Raw genomic sequence first — 17144 nt, forward strand, 5'->3', positions numbered from 1 at the left:
GTGGTCCTTCGTAGGGTGGGTCATGGACCCACCTTTCTTTACTTCAGTCGGACCGAACCTCGAAAAAGGTGGGTCCATGACCCACCCTACGAAAAGAGGCTTCGGCGCTTACGCCATTCGTCTAATCGTTGTCATTCTTGTCTCTCGCCCGTTTCTTGGCGTCGAGCAGGCGCGAGGTGTAGGTCTTCTCGTCGTCGGGCGAGACGTTCGTCTGCGGAGCGCGACGCGTCTCGGCGCGCGCGGCGGGAGCGGACGCTTCGTCGAGCGAACGGCGGATCTCTTCTTCGCTGCGTCCGGAGCCGTTGCCGCCCGCGGGCGCCTGCGGTTCGAAGCGCGTGGCGGCGCGACGTTCGTCGATGGACTGCGCGATCGATTCCTTGCGGCTGCGGAGGCGATCCATCCGCACGGCGGTCTCTTCCGAAGGGGCGGCGGAGCCGAAGCGGGCGCGGAGATTCTTCCAGATCGCGGCGGTCCATTCGAGGCCGACCGTCACGCGGCGGAAGAAGACGTCCAGGAAGAAGATCCCGGCGGCCAGCGTCAGGGCCCACCACCACGCGTCCTGCGAACTGTTCGCCCGGGCGAGCGTGTGGCGGAACGTGTCGACCTTCAGCAGTTCGTCCATCCCTTCCCGCGACATGTCGCCGACGATCGCGCGCCCCGGCTCGCCTCCCTTGGGTTCGAGCGACGCGAGCGATTCGATAAGCGCCAGGTTGGTATCGCGGAAGCGGAACTCCTCCGAATACGGGACGTTGATCCCGGCCAGCACCGGCGCCTGACCGACGCCCGGCACGGCGCTGACGATGAAGGTGCCCGCCATGTCGGCGTCGAATTCGCCTTCGTACTTGCCGGGCGCGGTCTGCCGCAGGTTCAGGTTGCGGCTCTTGAGTTCGGGATCGACGACGACGGCGCCGAAGTCGATGAAGTTCTCGAAGTCGTCCTGCTGGTTGAGCGCGGTGACGACGATGCGCCCCTTGCCGTCGCGGACGTCGGTATCGACGAGGAACTTGTTCTCTTCGTTCACCGGTCGCATCGACCAGCGGATCATCTGGCTGAAGAGCTTGTCGTAATAGGGCTGGCTGGTCCAGGAGTTCGTCCATAGCCGCCCCGCGTCGCTGGTGAAGACGACCGAGCGCCCGATGCCGTAGTTCCACGTGGCCAGCAGCGTCGCGTTCGCCGGATCGGGCGGTTCGGGCGAGACGAGGGCGACCTCGACCAGCGGGCTCTCCTTGACCGTGGTCATGACGAAGCCGGTGATCGGGTCGAAGTTGCCGTCGAGCCCGGCCAGGATCTCGTGCGAGCCGACCTTCTGCGGCGTGAGGCCGGCGGCCTTCTCGTAGATCAGCGGCCGCGAGACCTTCCGCGCTTCGCGCTGATAGATGCGGGGGAGGGCCTTGGGATTGTTCACGACGTAGTACTTGCCGCCCGTCGCGTTCGAGATCTTCTGCAGCGTGTTGCTTCCCGCGGCGCCGTGCGTGCCGACCGCGACGGTGGTGACCTGGATCTTGCCGTCGATATATCCCTGGATCGTGGCCTGGGTCGGTTCGGCGGGATCGCCGTCGCTGATGACGATCATGTGCTTCACCGACGCGTTGACGCGGTTGAAGCTCGCCAGGGACATCCGCATCGCGGGGTCGAACTGCGGCATGTCGCCCGGTTCCATGCGATCGAGCAGGCCGGTCATCTTGTCGCGATTCTGGTCGACGCGAATGAGCCCCCCCTGGGTCTTGCCCCAGAGCCAGGTGTCACCGGTGAAGTCCCAGTGGATGAGCCCGCAATAGTCCATGGGGCCGAGCGTCTTGATCGCTTCGCGTCCGACGACCTTCTGCCAGTGATTGCCCTGGGCCAGTTCCGAGGCGTGCATCATCAGCACGAGCGCCCCGACCGCCTGGATCTTGGAGTTCTTGATGGTGAAGTCGACGGGCATCGCCTTTTCGAGTTCCGTATTGGCCCAGCCGCCGGCGCCGAAGCTGTCGGGACCGCCGAGCATGACCAGGCCGCAGCCCATCTGTTCGGTATTGCGGACCAGCATCGAAATCTGGTCGTCGGTGAAACTGGACAGGTCGTCGGCTTCGTCGCCGCCGGTCCGGGGAACGTCGGCCAGGATGACCGTGTCGTAGCTCTGCAGTTCGGCCAGATTGGTGAAGAGGTTGTCCGTCGCCTGGAGCGTCACTTCCAGGTTCTCGCTCCGCAGCCGATCGATCAGCAGGTCGAACTGGCCGCGATTCGCGGCGTTCTCGATCATCAGGATGCGGCCCTTGCCGCGGACGTGCGTGAAGGCGGTGACGCGGTTGTTCTGGGAGACGCCGTCCTGGGCCTGATCGTAGGGCGTGAACTCCGCCTCGTACGTGAAGACGCCGGGCTGATCGATTTCGATCTGGAAGGGGTAGGCGTTCTTGCCGGAGTCGAGCTCGACCGGCTGCTCGGCCAGCAGTTCTTCCGCCTCGCCCGAGCGACGGAGCAGACGGATCTTGCCGCGGACCTTGCCCTCCGGGTTCTCGGTCGTCGGGGCCGTGTCATTCCGCAGCAGGACCAGCGCCTGGTACTTCTGTCCCACGCGGGAATCGTTGGGGAGCACGAGCTTGTCGACGGCGACGTCCCCCGCGACGCCGGTCGGAATGGCGACCGCGTCGATGCCGATGCCGTCGGCGACGAGCGCCCGGGCGACCGATCGGGCGTCGCCGGAAGTTTCGTTGCCGTCGGTGACGAGGACGATCCGCTTGGCGGCGTCTTCGGGGAAGGTCGCCCGGGCCAGCTTCAGCGCCGAGGCGAGATCGCTCGCGTCGGTCCTCAGTTCCAGCGAGCTCTCGATCGACCCGAGCGCGGGGATGTCATCCTCGAACGGAGGAATCTCGACCCGGGCTTCGCGTCCGAAGACGATCAGGCCGGCCCGGTCCTCGCGTTGGGCGTTGCGATGCCGCGCGACTTCGGAGATGACGTAATTGAGCGCGGCCTGACGCTTGGCGGGCGAGACCGATTCCGACTGATCGACGACGAAGATCGTCGTCATCTTCTCGCTGACGCGCCGGACCTGCACCTCGGCCAGCGCGAGGACGAGCAGCAGGCAGACGATCGAGCGCAGGCCGAGCGCGAGCGCCCGGCGCCATTTCCCGAGTCCGCTGAGGCTCTTGTACGAGAACCACCAGAGCGCCGGCAGCAGGATCAGCAGCGCCAGCCACGCCGGTCGATCGAATCCGATATGCCAACCCCACATGGGCGGTCGCGGCCTGTTGCGAGATCGATGCGTGACGAAGGCCCGTCGCGAGAGACGACGAGCGAGCGATAAGGAGCGACGCCAGGACGAGGAGCGGCGAAACGTCGGCGGCAAGCCGTCGGCGACGAAAACGCCGAAGGGCGAGGTCGATTCTAGCCGAACGTTCAGGCCCGCAATAGCGATCCGGCGACCCGGCCGTAAACGACGGAACCGCGGCGCTTCGGCAAGCAGATTCGCCGGTCGGACGCGAATCTTGGTTCCTATCCGAAACCTTGTCCCGAAGAATTTCGCGCGAAGAGCGGTTAGGCGACCGTTGCCGCATGCGGTGGAAGGACGCAGAGGACGACTTACCCGAGGCCGCACGACGCGGCGCCTGCACCGACCGCGAGCTAGCGCGCAGCTTATCGGTCGGGCGGATGAATCGGGGGGAGTCGTCGCCTCTACCTCCTGCCGAAACGCTCCCTGCCGCGGTGTTCCGCGGCGCAACTTAAGGTCCCTGGTTATGAAGAAGCTGTTCGCTATCGCCGCGGTGTTCTGCGGTCTCGCCTCGTTCTCGGTTCTCTCGGCTGACGAGAAGCCCGCTGCCGCCGCCGCCAAGAAGGGCACGGGCGACATCGTCGACGTCGCCGTCGGCGCCGGTTCGTTCAAGACGCTGGTCGCCGCGGTCAAGGCCGCCGGTCTGGTCGAAACGCTGAAGGGCGAAGGCCCCTTCACCGTCTTCGCTCCGACCGACGAAGCCTTCGCCAAGCTGCCGGAAGGAACGCTGGAAGAACTGCTCAAGCCGGAGAACAAGGCGCAGCTCGTCAGCATCCTGACCTACCACGTCGTACCCGGCAAAGTCGACTCGTCGAAGGTCGTCGGCCTCAAGAGCGCCAAGACGGTCAACGGTAAGGAAGTCGCGATCAAGGTCGAAGGCAAGACCGTCATGATCGGCGAAGCCAAGGTCGTGAAGGCCGACATCGAAACCTCGAACGGCGTCATCCACGTCATCGACGCCGTCCTGCTCCCGTAAGCGGAACGCGAAAGCTCGAGTCACCCTCCGGGGCCGCGGACGTCATCTGACGTTCGCGGCTTTTTTCGTCGGCGATCGCCAGCCGAAATCGAACGGGCGAGCGGGGGATGGAAATCCTCCGAGTTCGTCGATCGAGCGCAGCGAAGATCGAGCATCGAGTCCCCGGGTGGCTCAGGTTGCTCGTCAACGTCGCTTGTCCACTTTGGTCGACGAGGTCTCCAAAAGCAGCGGCAGCCGGACGATTCGGCTAGATCGAACGACGTGGCGAACGAACCGTCGATCCGGGCCTCCCGAGCCGAGGCTCGGCACGCTTCGAGCGTCATGCCTGAGTCGACGCCCGGTCCGGTTCGGCGGTCGGCAGCGGCACGTCCAGCCACTCACGGACGGGAATCGCCAGCCGGCGGAAGGTGGCGGTCGGCATCGTGATCGTGTCCCACCGGGGCGAAAGCAATCGCGCGTGGGCGAGATAGTTCGCCAGGCGGATCGCGACGAAGCCGAACAGCTCGCCCCGGAAGGCGAACAGATCCTCGGGCGCCGTCGGGGACCGCTCCCCCAGCACGCGATAAGCGAAGACGAACCAGGCCGAGGCGCCGTCGCCGAATCGTTCTTCCCACCGCGTGAGCGACGCCACGTCCTCGCGCGTGGTCCAGTTCCGCCAGTACTGCTGGCGACGCTTGCCGGATGGGAAACGCCGGCCCTTCACGTCGACGACGTAAAACTGCCCGGGCGACGGCTGCAGGACGAAGTCGGGGCTCTTCAATGACGCCGCGCCGTCGGGCGCCCGGCGAGCTTCGTCAGTCGCGAGATAGGGAAAGCGGAGGCGCTGCAGGTAGGCCTCGAACGCCGCCTCATAAAGATTCGACCGGATGACCATCGTCCGCCTGCCGGCTTCCGCGACGCTTGTACAGTACGCGACGCCCCTGTTGTAACGATCGTGCGGGTCGCAAGGAAGCCGAACGCGTCCTTCCGCCGACGACGGCACGGGAAGTTTGACCCGGGCGAAGCGCGACCTACGCTTGGGCAGCAATTGAACTTCGAACGTCGATCCGGAACGTCGGCAGACTGCCGCGGTCCGGACGCATCGCCGCTTTCAATTCACGTTTTCGAACGCCGACGCAGTCGAGATGTTTCCGATGACCGAGCCCGCTTCCCCCGCCCCCTTCGTGGAACGCCGGGGCGCCAGACCCGACGGAGCGGTCGGTTCGGAGCGCCGGCAGTTCTCGAACAGCTATCGGGAACTCTCGCCCGAAGCCCGGGAACTGGCGCTGGCGATCGATCGCTACAAGGTCGAACGCCACCGTCGCATCATCAGCTTCGAAGAGATGCTGGCGGTGATGCGCGAGCTCGGCTATCGCAAGACGGACGCCGTCCCGACCGGCACTCCCGGCGGAGACTGAGGTCGTATCGCCGAGCGACGCAGGGCTGACCGATTCAGTCCGAGCCCTGTGTGCCATGCCGGAAATCGAGCAATCGGCGCACCGCTGCCTGTTTCGCGAACTTCGCTTCGGCGCCGGAAGACCGTCCCGCGCCCGCCCGTACGGTTTGGCTCATCCGGCCTCCCGGAAAGCGCCGAAGACTAGTCAGAGCGTTTCGTCGCGCGCTTCCGCAAGGATCGTGCGCGCCGCCATTCTCCCCGGGAGCCACGGATGGCCCGAATCGCCCGCGACGCGTCGCCTGTTCGACCGCCGGCAGTTCTTTCCGAATCGCTCTCGCACGCGATTTCGTCCTCGATGACTCCTTCGACGCCGGCGTCCGGGGCAGGTTTCGTGCTGGGACGCCGCAGCTTTCTGGGCTTCCTCGGGGCGCTCGCAATGGGCGGAGCGTCGCCTCTCTTCGCCGGCGCTCCGTCCGAAGCCGATACGTCGGACGAAGCCCGCCAGAAGGCGATCCAGGCGATTCCGTTCGACCGACTGACGCCGCAGTCGCAGGCCCGGCTGAAGGAAGCCCTGACGGGCGCCGGCACCTACCGCCGCGCTCCGGTCGAGGTCTTCCCCTGCGACCCGGATCTCTACCTGTTCCTGGTGCGGAACCCGGAAGTCATCGTCAACCTCTGGCGGACGATGAACGTGACGCAGCTCACCTGCAAGAAGGTCCAACCCTACGTCGTCGACGCCGAAGACGGCATGGGCACCTTCGCCCGGGCGGAGCTGCTGTACGGCGATCCCGCGCTGCACGTCGTGCTGGGCGAGGGGTATTACGAGGGGGCCCTGCTCCGTCGCCGGACGCACGGCAAAAGCGTGATGATCCTGACCAGCGGCTATTTCCGCGGAGATGACGGATCGCCCTACGTCTCGGCGCAGCTCGACTTCTTCCTTGACGTCGAATTCGGCGCCGCGGACCTGCTCACCCGCACGTTTCAGCCGATGGTGGGCAAGTCGATCGACATGAACTTCTCCGAATCGGCGAAGTTCCTGGGGAAGGTGCACCAGGTCTCCGAGACCAACGGTCCCGGCATGGCCGAACTGGCCGGCAAGCTGCACGATTGCGAGCCCGCGACGAGGCAGGAATTCGCCGCCGTGGTGCAGAGCATCCACGATCGCTTCCTGGCGCGGCACGGAATGGGGGAATCTCTCGCCGCGAACGCGACGCCCGGCGCCGGCACGATTCTTGCGACGCCGCGGAATTAATCGATTTTTCGGCAAGGCACCGTCGTGCCTCGTCTCCGAAGCGACGACGCCCGGGGCGGGCTCCGAATTTTCGCTCCAAGAGCGTTCGATCGACTCCGAATTACGATGCAGTCGCATCGCAACGAGGAGTCGTCATGCCGTCCCGTCGATCGCTCCGCTTTCTGTCGCCGTTTCGCCTCTTCGCGGCGTCGCTCCTGGGGTTCGGGCTGCTGTTCGTCGACCCTGCGACGCTGCACGCCGGGCCCGCGGTTCCCCCGCCGGCTGACGCCGCACAGTCCGCGCCGACGCCCTTGGCCGAGGCCAGAGCCGAGCTGAAGTCGCACTACGAAGCGCACCGGGAAGCGGTCGCGGCGGCGAATACTGAATCGGAACTCGCGAAGGCGGCGACGGACCTCCAGGAGGCGAAGTCGACCCTCGCCCGGCGAACGACGGAGTCCGCCCAGGCGGCGCCGCAAGGCGTCGAGACCGCCGAGCTTCTGACGTTCGTCCTCAACGAACTGCCTGCGACGGAGTCCGCGCCGGAAGCGGCGAACCTTCTCGCGCAGGAGCATCCCGCGAAAGGGGTGAGAGTCGCTTTCGCGGTCGCCGTTCAACCGCAGCCCTGGAGCGAGGACTTCTTAAGCGCTCTCGCGGCGTCGCCGAATCTGCCGGCGAATCAACGCATGCCGGTCGAGTTCTGCGGCGCCATGCACCAGCGCTCGCTCCTGTTTCTGCGGGACGAGGCCCTCCGCCCCTTTCCCGAGGCGATCGAGCTTCTGAAAGCGAGTCGCGGCGAAGCGTTCGTCGCCTGGCTCCAGTCGCTCGACGGCGACGACCTCGCCGGCGACGCGATCGCGCGGTTCGAGAACCTTCGCGCGGCATACGGCCCGAAGAAGCTGGGCGGTCCGACGGTGGAGGAGCACGCCGACGCTTCGATTCGAGCCGTTCGCGAATTCCGGCTCGGAATGCCGGCTCCCGCGATGACCGGGAAGGATCTCGAGGGAGAGCCGATGGATCTCGCTGACTCGCGCGGCAAGGTCGTGCTGGTGACCTTCTGGGCTTCGTGGTGCGCTCCCTGCATCACGGAGATGGCGCGAGAACGGGCTCTTCTTCAACGCTTCGAAGGCGCGGATTTCGAGATCGTCGGCGTCTGCCTCGACGAGAATCTCGAATCGGCGAGGAAGACGGCGCAAAACGCCGGCGTGACGTGGAAGTCGTTCGCCGATCGCAATCACTCGCTCGCCGAGGCGTGGTTCGCGATGCAGCTTCCGACGTGCGCAGTCGTCGATCGCGACGGCGTCCTCCAGGCGCGCGGCGTGCCCCTGGAGCGTGCGGAGAAAATCGTCGGGCGCCTGCTCCGCGAACCGATCGTCGACGCGGCGAAGGACTGATAGAGCGCGTCTCGCGAAACGGTAGCGGCCTGTGAGCCGATTCCGTGGCGATTCACATCGCCGGGTACGTTATTCGTCAGTGCGACACGCACGAGCGTCGCGACTCAGCGTCCCGTGCCGGCGTAGGCGCTTTCGACGGACTCATCGACGCGGATGTCGAGGACCGGGTCGCTGATCGCGCGGTCGATCGCTTCCCGACTGCCCAGGCCGAGTTCCATCCGGTCGCCGACGCGGATCTTGCCCATCCGGACCAGGATATGGGCCGAATCGGGCTGAGCGCCGGTCGTGGCGCCGAGCACGAACAGTCGCACCGGCTCGCCGAACGACGCCCCGTCCCGCGACAGCGCCAGTTCCATCTCGCCCGTCTGCGGATCGACCACGTGGCCGCGGTAGACGCGGGAATGGGTCGAAATGGCGATCTCCTGCCCCGCGGAGAGTTTGCGGACCGAGACCTGGTCGAGCGCCGCGTCCCGGCTCTGCTCGGCAGCCGACAGCGAGCCGCCGACGAGCGAGGAACCCGGGCCGAAGGCCGAAGCGGCGCCGCACAGGGTCAGAGCGCTTGCGAAGAGCCAGCGTTTCATCCGGCAATCCTTCCCTACGTCGAAGAGAGACGCGCGTTCGACCGAAGACGACCGCGACTTTAACGAAAAGAGCTGAGAAAAGAGAGAGCTAAACCGTGGGGATCATTTCGTCGCTGATCGAATTGCCGATTTCCCGGCCGTCGATCCCTGCGTCCCTAACGGTGAGCTAAAGGGACCGTATTACGAAACGGTTCCGGGTGCGGCGCTTTTCGTAAGCTAGCCGCCTCGACGGATGAGAAACCTTGTCGATTTCGCCGATTCTGCCGACCCTGCGGGGCGAATCGACTTTTCCGCCGCGCCGGCGATTCAGGCACCCTGGCGTGCCGCTGCGGGTCGCCCCGCTCGTTGTCGTAGGCGCCGTTGTCGCATACGCTTACGACTCGATTTCCACCTGACCGCTCCCGCTGCGTCGCCTGCGGCCTGCCGCACCGCCTGCGGCGCATTCCAATGCCCGTGGCGCGAAACAACGCGTACCGCAATCCCGGCTTCCGATGAAGAACGTCCGTCTACGACCGCGCAAGGCCCTTCCCTTTTACGGGCGCCATCCCTGGGTCCTCGATTCCGCGATCGAGAAGGTCGACGATTCGATCGCCCCGGGCGACGCCGTGGGCCTGGTCAACGACAAGGGCAAGTTCATCGCCCACGGGCTCTACAACCCGAACAGTCGCATCCGCGTCCGCCTCTACTCCTGGCGGGAAGAGACGCCGCTCGACGCCGCCTTCTGGAAGGACCGCGTGCATCGCGCCGTCCGCCTGCGCGAGGATCTGAACCTGCTCGGCGAAGACGAGGCCTGCCGTCTGATCTTCAGCGAATCCGACGGCCTCTCCGGCCTGATCGTCGATCGCTTCGCCGAGTGGCTCGTCATCCAGCCGACCGCGCTGGGCATCTACCAGCGTCGCGACGAGATCGTGGCCGCGCTGCAAGAACGCCTCAATCCGCGGGGCGTGCTAGTCCGTGCCGACGCTTCGACCGCGGAGCGCGAAGGCTTCGAAGAGGCCGAGCCGCAGTGGTACGGCGAGACGCCTCCCGGCCCGATCGTGATCCGCGAGAACGGCATCAAGTACGAGGTCGATCTGGTCTCCGGCCAGAAGACGGGCTTCTATCTCGACCAGCGCGATAACCGCCGGATCGCCGGCTCGCTCTGTCGCGGCAAGAGCGTGCTTGACGTCTGCTGCTACACGGGCGGCTTCGGTCTGAACGCGCTCCAGCAAGGAGCGGCGGAAGTCCTGGCCGTCGATTCCAGCGAACATGCCATCGAGCAGGCCCGTCGCCACGCCGAGATCAACGGCCTGTCGAACTACACGGTCGAAAAGGGGGACGCCTTTCCCTATCTCGAACGACTCGTCGCCGAGGGTCGCAAGTTCGACGTCGTGATTCTCGATCCGCCGAAGTTCGCCGGCCGCCGCAGCCGGGTCGAGGACGCCCTGCGTGCGTACCATCGGCTGAATCGCTTCGCCGTCGATCTGCTCGCGGAGGGGGGCTACCTCGTCACGTGCAGTTGCTCAGGCAACGTCACGCGGGAGCAGTTCCTCGTCAACCTGACCGCCGTCGCGCAGAAGTCCCGGCGAGAAGTGCAGGTGCTCGACCAGCGCGGCGCCGCGCCCGACCACCCGGTCAGCGCGACGTGCCTGGAAAGCGAGTACCTCAAGTGCTTCATCGCCCGCGTCGGCCCGATGGAGCGGACCATCGACCTGCCGGCTCCGGGCGCCGAAGGCTCGGCCCCCCCGGCGCGCGGGCACGGCGTGAAGCAGCGCAAGAAGCAGCCGCAGACGTCAGCGGACGGCACCAAGCACGGCGCCGTCCTCGACTTCGACGACGAAGCGGACGCCGCTCCTCCGGCGGAAGATCAGCGGGACGTGTAGACGACGGAGTTGCCCGCCTTCATCGCCTGCGATCGTCCAATTCGTTCTGTGTGCCATGGCTGGCTTGCCCAGCCGTGCCGCGGACAGCGGGGCGATGGTCTACTTGCGTCGTCTCTCGCACAGTCGGAATCTTCTCCGGGGTCCTGCACGGCTGGGCAAGCCAGCCGTGGGACACGCTCGCTCCATGAGTCGCGGGAGCAAGACGCGCGACTCGCGATGCCCAATCGGCTACTCTGTTAGGGCCAGCTTAAGTCGCGGCAGACGACGTCTTCCCGGCTGAAGTTCCCGCCCTGAAGGAGTTCCAGCCGATGATGCGTCTCTCGTCCCTTGCGCTCCCCGCCCTGCTCTGCCTCCTGCTTTCGTTCGCCGCCAGCGCCGAAGAGCCGAAGCATCTCGACCTGAACGACGACGCGGCCCGTCAGACGGTCGTCGATCGCGAGCCGGGGCAGTACCTGGGCCACGTCTCGACTTATCTGCTCGACGACGGCAAGACGATCCTCTGCGTCTATCCCAAGGGGCATGGTCGCGGCCCGATCCTCTACAAGCGGAGCGAGGACGGCGGAAAGACCTGGTCGGATCGGCTGCCGACGCCGGAGAACTGGGCCACGTCCGAAGAGACGCCGACGCTCTTTCCGACCGTCGACGCCGCGGGCAAGAAGCGGATCCTGATGTTCTCCGGCCTGCGGCCCGTCCGGCAGGCGATCAGCGAAGACGAGGGCAAAACCTGGACGCCCCTCGCCCCCATCGGCAAGTTCGGCGGCATCGTCCCGATGGGCGACCTCTCCGCGAACCGCCATCACCCCGGCGTCTACACGGCCTACTTCCACGACGACGGGCGCTTCATCCACGAAGGATCGAAGCAGGCGAACCCGCGCGTCATGACGCTGTACGCGACCGATACGAAGGACGGCGGCGTCACGTGGTCCGAGCCGCGCACGCTGCATGCCAGCGCCGACGTTCATCTCTGCGAGCCGGGCATCGTCCGATCGCCCGACGGCAAGACGCTGGCCATGCTGCTGCGAGAGAACAAGCGCGTGGCGAACTCGCAGATCATCTACTCGACCGACGAGGGCGCCACGTGGACCGACCCCGCTCCCCTGCCCGCGTCGTTGACCGGCGACCGACATCAGGCCGCCTACAGGCCGGACGGTCGACTCGTCATCTCCTTCCGCAAGGTTTCGCCGACGAAAAGCTTCGAGTGGAACAAGGCGACCGCCAGCGAGAAGTCACCCTTCGAGGGCGACTGGGTCGCGTGGGTCGGCACGTGGGAAGACCTCGCCGGACGCACCGCGGACAATGTCGAGCGAACGCCGGAGCGACTCGATCAACGCCCCGGTCAGTACGTCGTCCGTCTGAAGGACAACACGAAGGGCTACGACTGCGCCTATCCCGGCGTCGAGATCCTGCCCGACGGCACCTTCGTCCTCACCACCTACGGGCATTGGGAGCAGGGCGAGCCGCCGTACATCGTTTCGGTGAGGTTGAAGCTGGAAGAACTCGACGCACTGGCGAAGGCGAAGTGATTCTTCGTAGGGTGCGGCTCGCCGCACCTGTCACGTCGCGGCGAGCTGCCGTATCGGGTTCGCTTGCAGGTGCATCCGCAGCTCGACGCGTCCTTGCCGCTTCTCGGTCCGCGAGATCCCGTCGTGCGAATCGACCGGAGCCTCCCGATCGATCATCGTGAGAACGACAGGTGCGGCAAGCCGCACCCTACGAAACTAGATCAGTTCGCAGGGCGAGCGGTTCGCCCTGCGAACTGCGACGGCGGCATCCCATGCGCCCTCTTTCCTACGACGGAGACCGCAGTTGGAAACGGCTTATCATCCTCCCGGCGTGAAGTCGCTGTCGGACATCGACCCGGCCAGCGTCGACTACGACGAAACGACGACCCTGATCGAGGGAATCGTCGGTACGCGCAGCGGCTGCAGCGTCTGGAACGGCGAGAGTTACGACGTTCAGATCCTCGAGCTCGACGGCTACCGCATCGCAGGGAAAGCCTTTCAAGAACGGAAACTGGTCGTCCTGCTTCCGCTCCCCTCCGGCCAGCCTCCTCGCCGCGACTTTCCGCACTATTCGTTCTGGCAGATGACGGCGCTGCTCGCGAAGAGCGGCGACCGAGCGGTGCTGACGGCGTGGGAACCGTGCGCCGCGGATAAGGAGTCGCGAGCCTATGCGAGCCGCTTGCGCAAGCCCGCGATCGTTCGCAGCGAACTTCTGGGCGACTTGAAGCTCGATCGGGGCCTGAACCTGTTCCTGGGAGAGGCCGAGTGGAACGGACAGCCGGTCTCGGTTCTCCTTAAGTCGGACGCCGCCGGATCGCCCAACGCCGCGTTGAAGACGGCGAGCGCCCTATGGCCGGACCAGACCGCATGGAAACGACGCATCGACGAATTCGCGGCGGCGGAGTTGCTGGACCTGTTCAACGGCACGTGGCGTCAGGAAGACGTTCCCGAGCATTCCGCGGAAATGTTCGTCGCGAGAATGGGCCTGTCTTCGATCTCGCTGGCACCTGACGGCAAGTTCGAATTCTGGCATGACGACGACGAAATGTTCTTCGGCCATTCGATTCAGATCTGCGGAAACGTCGCGCAAGGCCCGCTTTACGCCGACATTCCCGGCTGAAGTTGACCGGATCGCGAGGCGTGTCGAGGCGAGTTGCCGCATCGGGTTCGCTTGCCGGTCGAACCGCCGTTCGATGCGACTTTGCCGCTTCTCGGTCCGCGAGATCGCGTCGTGAAAATCTACCGGCAGCTCCCGATCGATCGCCGTGAGAACGACAGGTGCGGCAAGCCGCACCCTACGAAGCTCCGCAATGCGCCGTGTTTCGCGGACGCGCTGTTTCCTGCATCTTGACGACGGGAGCCTGCCGGCCCGATGAAGATCGACATCGACCGCGTGCCTTACAAGCATCGATTCGCTGCGGCGTCGGCGCTGATGGCCAAAGGAAATCGGCTTACCGGCTTGACGTCGTTCGACGCCGAGCCGCTATCGAAGAAACAGATCGCCAAGATTCGCGAGGGGCTGTCGTATTACGACCTGGCCCTGTCGTTGCTCAAGCCGCACGATCCGAACTTCCAGACGCTGCTCAACTGGAAGTGCCTCGCGCTGATCTCGCTCGGTCAGTATCGCGACGCGCGAGAATGGTACGAGGAACTGGTGCGAACCGACGTCCGATCTCAGGGCGACGCGATTCGCAGCGCGACGGCGAAACTGGCTCTGGACCAGATCGTCGCCCTCGGAGACAAGGAAAACGAGCCGCTTCCCGATTTCGACCTGCGGGAGACGTCGCTGTTCGATGACCCGGCGTTCTGCACGGCTGCGGAAGATTTCTGTCTTCAACTTCGCGAAGGAAAGTTCTCGCACGCCCATCGGTTCCTCTCGCCGGCGCTGCGCACGGAATACTCGCCCGACGCTCTGAAGCGAGCGTGGCGTGAGCTGATCGGCGGAGCAAGGGACGTCGACGTCGGGCTCGAACGCTACGAACTCCTTCCGCCCGGTTCCGACCGGGACGAAATCGGGTGGTGCTACGTCGCCGTGCGAAGCGAAGGAGTCTCCGAGGCCATCAGCATGGGCCTCGGCATTGCACCGTCCAACGCCTTCGAGATACGGTCGCTCGAATTCGGTCGGCCGTAGGATCTTCGAAGGAAGCGTTTCGACGATCGTACAGCCTTTCGGTGAGGCTGAGGTTAGAAGAACTTGACACGTTGGCGAAGGCGAAGTGAATCCCTGCGCAAGACAGTTGCCGCATTCGCGGCGGGGCTAAGAAAGCGATCGACCGATGGATGTCGTCTACATTGAAACGTCGATCGTCAGTTTCGCGGCGGCTGCACCAAGTCGCGATGTGCAAACTGCCGCGTTACAGCAGCAGGCTCGAGAGTGGTGGACGACCGAGCTTCCGAGATTCGAGCTCGTCACCTCGCAACTGGTGATCGCGGAGGCGTCGGCGGGCGATCCGACCGCGGCCGCGAATCGACTCAAACTTCTCGAAGGCATTGCGATCGTTCCGATCGACCTCGTCGTCGAAAGACTCGCAGCGAAAATCCTCGCGGCTCACTTGATCCCCGAGAAGGCTGCCGCAGACGCTCTGCACATTGCCGCCGCAGCGGTCGCGGGCGTAGATTATCTATTGACGCTTAGCTGTAAGCACATCGCGAACGCCCATGAGCTCCCTCGCGTCTATCAGTTACTTCTCCGCGAAGGGCACAAACTGCCGCTCATCTGCACCCCATCACAGTTCCTCGGCGACGATGACGACCCTTCCGATTCTTGAAGAGCTTCGCGCGGTTCGCGAACGACTGCTCGCCGAATCTGGCGGTACGTTGGCTGGGCTCGTCTCGCGCCTCCAGCGCGATCAGAAGTCCTCGGGCCGAACGATTCGCGAGCGAGTCGCGGTTGCACCTTCGTCCGACGAACGTGCGGAAGAGGCTTCGTCTCGACGAGACCAGCGCTGAACGCGAGCACGACGCGAAAGCCTCACCCCTTCGGCACTTCCTCGATTCGCGCTCCCGCCAAGGCCGCGATGATGGGCGCCTGAGTCGGGTCGATGATCAGGCCGGCGACGGAGGCGGGGTCGAGGTGCAGGCCGTCGATGCGCGAGCCGCGGAGGTCGACGTTTTCCAGCGTCGCGCCGACGAAACGGACGCCGGCCAGATCGCACTCGCGAAAGACGACGTTCTTCAGCGTCGCGCCTTCGAAGCTGGCTTCGGCCAGGTCGCAGTCCTCGAACCGGCAGGAGTCGAACCGCGTCTGCTGCCAGACGGCCAGCCTGCCGGGCGACTTCCGGACGAGCACGTCCCGCCAGCGACTCTCGGCCGAGGCGAAGCCGATCAGCTTCGTCCCGACGATCTCCGATCTCACGAGCGAAGCGCCGGACCACTCGGCGTTCGACAGGTCGCATCGGTCGAATCGCACGTCGCGCAGGGCGACGTCCGGAAACTTCGATCGGGCGAGCGCGGCGCCGACGAAGAGCGCGGCTTCGAACGTCATGCCGGCCGCCGACTTCTCCCGCCAGTCGACGTCGTCGCCGCGACGCTCGACGAACTCCGCGTTGTCGGCAGGAAGGGCTTTCGCGAAAGGGGCGAACGCGTCTGCGTCGTTCAGCTTGGGCGAAGCGACGTTCGTCCGGTCGGTCATGGTCGTTCCTTCGGGCAAGACTCGTCGTCCGCAGGCTCGCGGAGAGAGGACGAATTTACCCGATGAAGGACGGGAGGTCATGCGAGGGACGAGCGGCCGGCTTCCTCCGTGTGCCATGGCTGGCTTGTCCAGCCGTGCGAATCCTCGAATCGGTCGAGAGTCCCTTCGCGCGGGACGAATCGCTTCGATCTCGCAAGAATAGGCGGACTACTCCTTGGTCAGGGCACGGCTGGACAAGCCAGCCATGGCACACAGGTCTTCTGACGCGCGGCAGTTCGCGAACCTACGCCGTCGCGCGATAATCGCTGGGATTGGGGCGCGAGGCGATAGCGTCGAGGACGATCAGTTCGATGCGGGCGCGTTCTTCGCCGACGAGGGGCATGCGGGGGAGGCGGACGGTCTCGCTGCCCAGGCCGGTGAGCTGCATCGCGAACTTGATGTACTGCACCAGCTTCACGTGCGTATCGAGATGCAGCAGGGGCATGTACCAGCGATAGACTTCGCGGGCCTCGTTCCAGCGACCTGCCGTGGCGAGATCCCAGATCAGGCGGTTCTCCGCCGGGAAGGCGTTCACGAGGCCGGAGATCCAGCCGGTCGCGCCGAGCATGCAGGCTTCCAGCGCCAGATCGTCGACGCCGCAGAAGATCGTGAAGCGATCGCCCGTGACGTTGATCAGGTCGGTGATCCGGCGGATGTCGTCGGACGATTCCTTGATCGCGACCAGATTCTCGACGTCGGCCAGCGCGGCGAACTCCTCCGGCTTGATATCGACGCCGTAGGAGACCGGGTTGTTGTAGGCCATGCAGGGTCGGGGCGTCGCTGCGAAGACCTGGCGGAAGTGAGCCGCCGTCTCCCGCGCGTCGGACTTGTACCCGACCCCGGGCAGCACCATATAGCCGTCGACGCCCGCGGCGTCCGCTTGCTCGACGAATCGCACGGCCGCGCGGCTCGATCGTTCGGAAACGCCCGAGAGGACCGGGACGCGGCCGTCGATCGCGGCCGTCGCCTCGCGGAGCAGTTCGATCTTCTCCTCCGGATCGAGCGAGCCGTTCTCGCCGACCGTGCCCAGCAAGATCAGCCCGTTGACCCCCTCGTCGACCAGCAGATGGAGATGCCGGACCGTCGAATCGATATCGAGCGATCCGTCTTCATGGAACTGCGTCGTCGCCGCGGGAAACACGCCTCGCCAGTCGCTCATGGTCGCCGATCCTGCTGTTGTACCCAAAAACAGATTTGTCGCCCTATTCTTGCCGATCCGGATACCGGATGCAACGGCCTTTCGTTTCGGCTTTTCTAAGCGGAAACTAATGGGAGAGCGTTGGGGGGATCGTCCGCCTGGAGAGAGCGA

General features: G+C 65.4%; 15 protein-coding genes. 9 read left to right on the forward strand and 6 right to left on the reverse strand.

What is annotated here, in order from left to right; genetic code table 11:
• Positions 1-121 precede the first annotated feature (121 nt).
• Positions 122-3211 carry a VWA domain-containing protein gene (locus SH602x_RS22835; protein ID WP_479474468.1) on the reverse strand — a complete coding sequence of 1030 codons (3090 nt, stop codon included), beginning with the start codon at positions 3209-3211 and terminating at the stop codon, positions 122-124.
• 502 nt (positions 3212-3713) lie between these two features.
• Between SH602x_RS22835 and SH602x_RS22840 the strand changes: the two genes are divergently transcribed.
• On the forward strand, positions 3714-4223 hold the full coding sequence (locus SH602x_RS22840; protein ID WP_479470813.1) for a fasciclin domain-containing protein: 510 nt from the start codon (positions 3714-3716) through the stop codon (positions 4221-4223).
• Between the two features lie 319 nt (positions 4224-4542).
• Here the strand turns inward: SH602x_RS22840 and SH602x_RS22845 are convergent, their stop codons facing one another.
• Complete coding sequence (locus SH602x_RS22845; RefSeq protein ID WP_479474469.1) at positions 4543-5097, reverse strand: HYExAFE family protein; 555 nt, start codon at positions 5095-5097, stop codon at positions 4543-4545.
• A 259-nt stretch (positions 5098-5356) separates the two neighbouring features.
• Between SH602x_RS22845 and SH602x_RS22850 the strand changes: the two genes are divergently transcribed.
• The 3 genes from SH602x_RS22850 (at position 5357) to SH602x_RS22860 (ending at position 8220) form a co-directional block, all read left to right on the forward strand.
• Positions 5357-5620 carry a hypothetical protein gene (locus SH602x_RS22850; RefSeq protein ID WP_479474470.1) on the forward strand — a complete coding sequence of 88 codons (264 nt, stop codon included), beginning with the start codon at positions 5357-5359 and terminating at the stop codon, positions 5618-5620.
• A 333-nt stretch (positions 5621-5953) separates the two neighbouring features.
• The gene (locus tag SH602x_RS22855) at positions 5954-6850 is read left to right on the forward strand and encodes a hypothetical protein (RefSeq protein ID WP_479474471.1); all 897 of its coding nucleotides are present in this window, start codon (positions 5954-5956) and stop codon (positions 6848-6850) included.
• A gap of 134 nt (positions 6851-6984) precedes the next feature.
• On the forward strand, positions 6985-8220 hold the full coding sequence (locus SH602x_RS22860) for a TlpA family protein disulfide reductase (protein ID WP_479474472.1): 1236 nt from the start codon (positions 6985-6987) through the stop codon (positions 8218-8220).
• Between the two features lie 104 nt (positions 8221-8324).
• Here the strand turns inward: SH602x_RS22860 and SH602x_RS22865 are convergent, their stop codons facing one another.
• Complete coding sequence (locus SH602x_RS22865) at positions 8325-8801, reverse strand: hypothetical protein (RefSeq protein ID WP_479474473.1); 477 nt, start codon at positions 8799-8801, stop codon at positions 8325-8327.
• A 491-nt stretch (positions 8802-9292) separates the two neighbouring features.
• On the opposite strand from SH602x_RS22865, the gene SH602x_RS22870 reads away from it, so the two are divergent.
• Positions 9293-10663: a class I SAM-dependent rRNA methyltransferase gene (locus SH602x_RS22870; RefSeq protein WP_479474474.1), complete on the forward strand. Its 1371-nt coding sequence runs from the start codon at positions 9293-9295 to the stop codon at positions 10661-10663.
• Positions 10664-10971: 308 nt separating this feature from the next.
• Positions 10972-12186, forward strand: a complete 1215-nt coding sequence (locus SH602x_RS22875; protein ID WP_479474475.1) for a sialidase family protein — start codon at positions 10972-10974, stop codon at positions 12184-12186.
• A 30-nt stretch (positions 12187-12216) separates the two neighbouring features.
• Here SH602x_RS22875 and SH602x_RS22880 read toward each other — a convergent pair whose 3' ends face one another.
• Complete coding sequence (locus tag SH602x_RS22880) at positions 12217-12342, reverse strand: hypothetical protein (protein WP_479474476.1); 126 nt, start codon at positions 12340-12342, stop codon at positions 12217-12219.
• A 127-nt stretch (positions 12343-12469) separates the two neighbouring features.
• Here SH602x_RS22880 and SH602x_RS22885 point away from each other — a divergent pair, with 127 nt between their 5' ends.
• From SH602x_RS22885 to SH602x_RS22895, 3 genes are all read left to right on the forward strand, one after another.
• Positions 12470-13285, forward strand: a complete 816-nt coding sequence (locus SH602x_RS22885) for a DUF2262 domain-containing protein (protein ID WP_479474477.1) — start codon at positions 12470-12472, stop codon at positions 13283-13285.
• 252 nt (positions 13286-13537) lie between these two features.
• Positions 13538-14296, forward strand: coding sequence for a hypothetical protein (locus SH602x_RS22890; RefSeq protein ID WP_479474478.1), 759 nt, complete (start codon positions 13538-13540; stop codon positions 14294-14296).
• A 145-nt stretch (positions 14297-14441) separates the two neighbouring features.
• A complete protein-coding gene (locus tag SH602x_RS22895; protein WP_479474479.1) occupies positions 14442-14933 on the forward strand; it encodes a type II toxin-antitoxin system VapC family toxin in 492 nt (163 codons plus the stop codon).
• Between the two features lie 203 nt (positions 14934-15136).
• Here the strand turns inward: SH602x_RS22895 and SH602x_RS22900 are convergent, their stop codons facing one another.
• Together SH602x_RS22900 and SH602x_RS22905 are read right to left on the reverse strand one after the other, a co-directional pair.
• Entirely contained in the window at positions 15137-15796 is a 660-nt protein-coding gene (locus SH602x_RS22900; RefSeq protein ID WP_479474480.1) for a pentapeptide repeat-containing protein, read from the reverse strand.
• A gap of 283 nt (positions 15797-16079) precedes the next feature.
• Positions 16080-16994 (reverse strand): dihydrodipicolinate synthase family protein, encoded by a 915-nt coding sequence (locus SH602x_RS22905; protein WP_479474481.1) that lies wholly within the window; start codon positions 16992-16994, stop codon positions 16080-16082.
• Positions 16995-17144: the final 150 nt, after the last annotated feature.

The organism is Lignipirellula cremea (genome assembly GCF_056501455.1).

Coding starts and splice junctions, on each gene's coding strand:
- SH602x_RS22835 (WP_479474468.1), bottom strand. CDS start 3,211: ATGTGGGGTTGGCATATCGGATTCGATCGACCGGCGTGGCTGGCGCTG.
- SH602x_RS22840 (WP_479470813.1), top strand. CDS start 3,714: ATGAAGAAGCTGTTCGCTATCGCCGCGGTGTTCTGCGGTCTCGCCTCG.
- SH602x_RS22845 (WP_479474469.1), bottom strand. CDS start 5,097: ATGGTCATCCGGTCGAATCTTTATGAGGCGGCGTTCGAGGCCTACCTG.
- SH602x_RS22850 (WP_479474470.1), top strand. CDS start 5,357: ATGACCGAGCCCGCTTCCCCCGCCCCCTTCGTGGAACGCCGGGGCGCC.
- SH602x_RS22855 (WP_479474471.1), top strand. CDS start 5,954: ATGACTCCTTCGACGCCGGCGTCCGGGGCAGGTTTCGTGCTGGGACGC.
- SH602x_RS22860 (WP_479474472.1), top strand. CDS start 6,985: ATGCCGTCCCGTCGATCGCTCCGCTTTCTGTCGCCGTTTCGCCTCTTC.
- SH602x_RS22865 (WP_479474473.1), bottom strand. CDS start 8,801: ATGAAACGCTGGCTCTTCGCAAGCGCTCTGACCCTGTGCGGCGCCGCT.
- SH602x_RS22870 (WP_479474474.1), top strand. CDS start 9,293: ATGAAGAACGTCCGTCTACGACCGCGCAAGGCCCTTCCCTTTTACGGG.
- SH602x_RS22875 (WP_479474475.1), top strand. CDS start 10,972: ATGATGCGTCTCTCGTCCCTTGCGCTCCCCGCCCTGCTCTGCCTCCTG.
- SH602x_RS22880 (WP_479474476.1), bottom strand. CDS start 12,342: ATGATCGATCGGGAGGCTCCGGTCGATTCGCACGACGGGATCTCGCGG.
- SH602x_RS22890 (WP_479474478.1), top strand. CDS start 13,538: ATGAAGATCGACATCGACCGCGTGCCTTACAAGCATCGATTCGCTGCG.
- SH602x_RS22895 (WP_479474479.1), top strand. CDS start 14,442: ATGGATGTCGTCTACATTGAAACGTCGATCGTCAGTTTCGCGGCGGCT.
- SH602x_RS22900 (WP_479474480.1), bottom strand. CDS start 15,796: ATGACCGACCGGACGAACGTCGCTTCGCCCAAGCTGAACGACGCAGAC.
- SH602x_RS22905 (WP_479474481.1), bottom strand. CDS start 16,994: ATGAGCGACTGGCGAGGCGTGTTTCCCGCGGCGACGACGCAGTTCCAT.